This window comes from Spiroplasma endosymbiont of Lariophagus distinguendus (genome assembly GCF_023846195.1).
GTDB lineage: Bacteria > Bacillota_I > Bacilli_A > Mycoplasmatales > VBWQ01 > Spiroplasma_E.
Map to the genome: position 1 here is coordinate 1 of NZ_JALMUW010000088.1, position 2,818 is coordinate 2,818.

General features: G+C 23.4%; 5 protein-coding genes and 1 other RNA gene. 2 read left to right on the forward strand and 4 right to left on the reverse strand.

All coding sequences use genetic code 4. From position 1 onward, the window contains the following. The 3 genes from M0D11_RS07460 to M0D11_RS05540 form a co-directional block, all read right to left on the reverse strand. Positions 1–196: CinA family protein (locus M0D11_RS07460; protein WP_368862545.1), on the reverse strand; the 196-nt coding region annotated here is incomplete at its 3' end. Beyond that, positions 191–540, reverse strand: an RNA gene (gene rnpB / locus M0D11_RS05535) — RNase P RNA component class B. The genes M0D11_RS07460 and rnpB, both read right to left, overlap by 6 nt. Before the next feature lie 29 nt (positions 541–569). Next, positions 570–887 (reverse strand): DivIVA domain-containing protein, encoded by a 318-nt coding sequence (locus M0D11_RS05540; protein WP_252320855.1) that lies wholly within the window; start codon positions 885–887, stop codon positions 570–572. 76 nt (positions 888–963) lie between these two features. Here M0D11_RS05540 and M0D11_RS05545 point away from each other — a divergent pair, with 76 nt between their 5' ends. Next, positions 964–1,425: a Holliday junction resolvase RecU gene (locus tag M0D11_RS05545; RefSeq protein WP_252320857.1), complete on the forward strand. Its 462-nt coding sequence runs from the start codon at positions 964–966 to the stop codon at positions 1,423–1,425. Here M0D11_RS05545 and M0D11_RS05550 read toward each other — a convergent pair. Then, complete coding sequence (locus tag M0D11_RS05550; RefSeq protein ID WP_252320859.1) at positions 1,422–1,736, reverse strand: HU family DNA-binding protein; 315 nt, start codon at positions 1,734–1,736, stop codon at positions 1,422–1,424. The two genes, M0D11_RS05545 and M0D11_RS05550, sit on opposite strands and share 4 nt — an antisense overlap. A 503-nt stretch (positions 1,737–2,239) precedes the next feature. Here M0D11_RS05550 and M0D11_RS05555 point away from each other — a divergent pair. Further along, complete coding sequence (locus tag M0D11_RS05555) at positions 2,240–2,620, forward strand: RidA family protein (protein ID WP_252320861.1); 381 nt, start codon at positions 2,240–2,242, stop codon at positions 2,618–2,620. Positions 2,621–2,818: the final 198 nt, after the last annotated feature.

Genomic DNA, 2,818 nt, shown 5'->3' on the forward strand with positions numbered 1-2,818 from the left:
AGTGCCCCATTCCACCACCACTAAAATATTTAGAAGCACCAGCAATACTAGTAATCTCTTGAGCAAAAAGTCCACCAGTAATACTTTCACAACAACTAATTCTAAAATTAAATTTATCTAATAAAACTAAAAGTTCAGTCATTTTTAAACCTTCAATCAAATAATTTACAATACAAAAAAAGAATAAAAAAATCATAAGCCATGTTCTGTTCTTGCTTCTTGCAAGTGCTAACCATTTATCTACTATTGTAAACAATAGTTCGGTTTATTATTCATTTCTAATAAACCAATGCCCCTACCTAAATTTGGGTTTCTCGCTTGTGGGGTTTATCTCGTTCCAGCTTTTAAGTTTCCTTAAAACTCGTCTCTATGACACTTTTATAGACTAGAACCTTATTTAATAAAAAACTTAGGTTTTTGTCAGCCGTCAGAATTACTGCTTAGAGTTATTGTTTTCTCTAACACAAACATTACTTTCATCGCAGAAAGTGCGAGCGTGGACTTTCCTCTACATACTAATGCAGCGATTAGCTCATTTTTTATTCTTTTAGAAAAAAATTATAACATATTTATTCTTCATGTACAATACTTTCTAATTTGCTTAACCTCGTAATAATATCAACATTTTCTACACCTTTTTCTTCTAATTTTTGTTTTTCTTGTTTTAAAACTAAAATTTGTGTTTTTAAAACATCAATTTCTTTAAGTAACTTGTAATTATTATTTTCTAAAATTGCATTTTGCTTTTTTAGTTTATTTACAAATTCTTCTAGTATTTCATAATTAGTAGCTACTAAATCAAGAAATAAATCTACTTCTTTAGACTCATAGCCTTTATAATCAACAGTAAATTCTTTATCTATAATATCCTTTTTACAAATATTCATACTTATACCTCCTTTAATTAAAAGGAAAACTATTCCAAAGTTAGTAATATTCTATATGTAAGGGGGAATTAAAATAATGTTTTATGCTAACCGTGGAATGTTTCTTGAAACTATAATTAATTATACTATTGAAATTATAAATAATGAAAAACAAGCACTAATTTTTAAACAAAATCCATCAATTTTATATCAAAACAATAAAATTTTTAAAGAAAAAAGTAATGTTGATTATCATGGAGTTTATCATGGTAAATATTTTTGTTTTGAAGCAAAAAGTACTAAGTCTTTAACATTACCATGAAATAATTTTAAAAAACATCAACTTGAATACTTAGAAAATGCTTTTTATCTTAATGCTATTAGTTTTGTTATTATTTATTTTTCAGAACATAATGCCTTTTTTTTAGTTTTTTGAGAAAAATTAAAATTTTTAAAAGTTCAAAAAAAAGCACTGACATATAAAAAAGTAGAACAAAATGGATATAAATTAGAAATTATATATCCATTTTATCTTGATTTTTTAAAATTTTTAATTTAAGAAGCTAAAGTTTCTGTTTGTTGATTAGTATGTTTTTTAAATTCAGAACTCGCTTTAAATTTAGGTGCTTTAGAAGCACTAATTACAATAGATTCACCAGTTTGGGGATTACGACCTGTTCTTGCTTCACGAATAATAGTTTCAAATATTCCAAATTTTGGTATATTAATTTTACCACCATTTGCAACTTCAACTTTTATCTCTTCAAAAAATAAATCAATAATATTAGTCGCTAAGGCAATTGTGACGTCAGACTTTTGCGCCACTATCTTAATAATTTCTGTCTTTGTTTTAGAATTACTTTTTGCCATAAAAATTTCCTCCTAATGTTTTAAGAATTATAATTATAATGTCTATTATAGATATTATTATAACTACGTTATCTTCAAACCAATTTAAAAATGTTACTGGTCTGTAATCAAATTATATAGTAACATTTTATAAAGTGAACCATAAAATGTATTTTTTTTCTAAAAAAATGATAAAATTATTTGAATAATATTTTTTTTACACTTATAAAGGTTAAAAAATAAAAATAAAATTTAATTTTCAATACTGATAATAAAATATTAAATAAATATTTAATTAAAATTAAAATGAAAAAATATTAAAATGAAAAATAATTATTAAAAAAACGAAAAGAAAAACATGTAAAATATATTTATAGTTGTTCAAGTTTTAATAATTAATGATGCTAATTTTATATTACTAATTAATTATTTAATACCACGTAAATAACTTAAAAATAACGCTACATTTTACTAATATATTCAATGATGCAAAAACATAATAATTTTAGAAAGAGTGATAAACTATGAAAAATATTATCCATACGCCTAATGCTCCTGCTGCTATTGGGCCATATAGTCAAGCAATAATTGCAGGTGACTTTTTATATATTTCTGGACAATTACCAATTAATAGTAAAACAGGTGAATTTATTGGCACTGACATTTCTTCACAAACTAAGCAAAGTTTATTAAATATTAAAGCAATTTGTGAAGCTGCTAATATTACTTTAAATAATATTGTAAAAGTTAATATTTTCTTAAAAGACTTAAATCACTTTGTTGAAATGAATAAAGTTTATGAAGAAATATTTGGTACACACGCTCCAGCAAGAGCAGCAGTTCAAGTTGCTAGAATTCCCAAAGATGCATTAATTGAAATTGAAGCAATTGCTTATTTAAAATAATTTTTCTAATTTTATTTTTTTATTGCATATCTAAATTTTTAACTATAAAATTAAGTCAAGATTTATTTAGAAAAAGTACTTTAAAATTTAAAAAGTTTTATTCATATAATAATGATATTAGTAAAATAAACTAATATCATTTTTAATGATACATTACTACACTTTCCAATTTAATATTCTTACTACAATTTCACACTT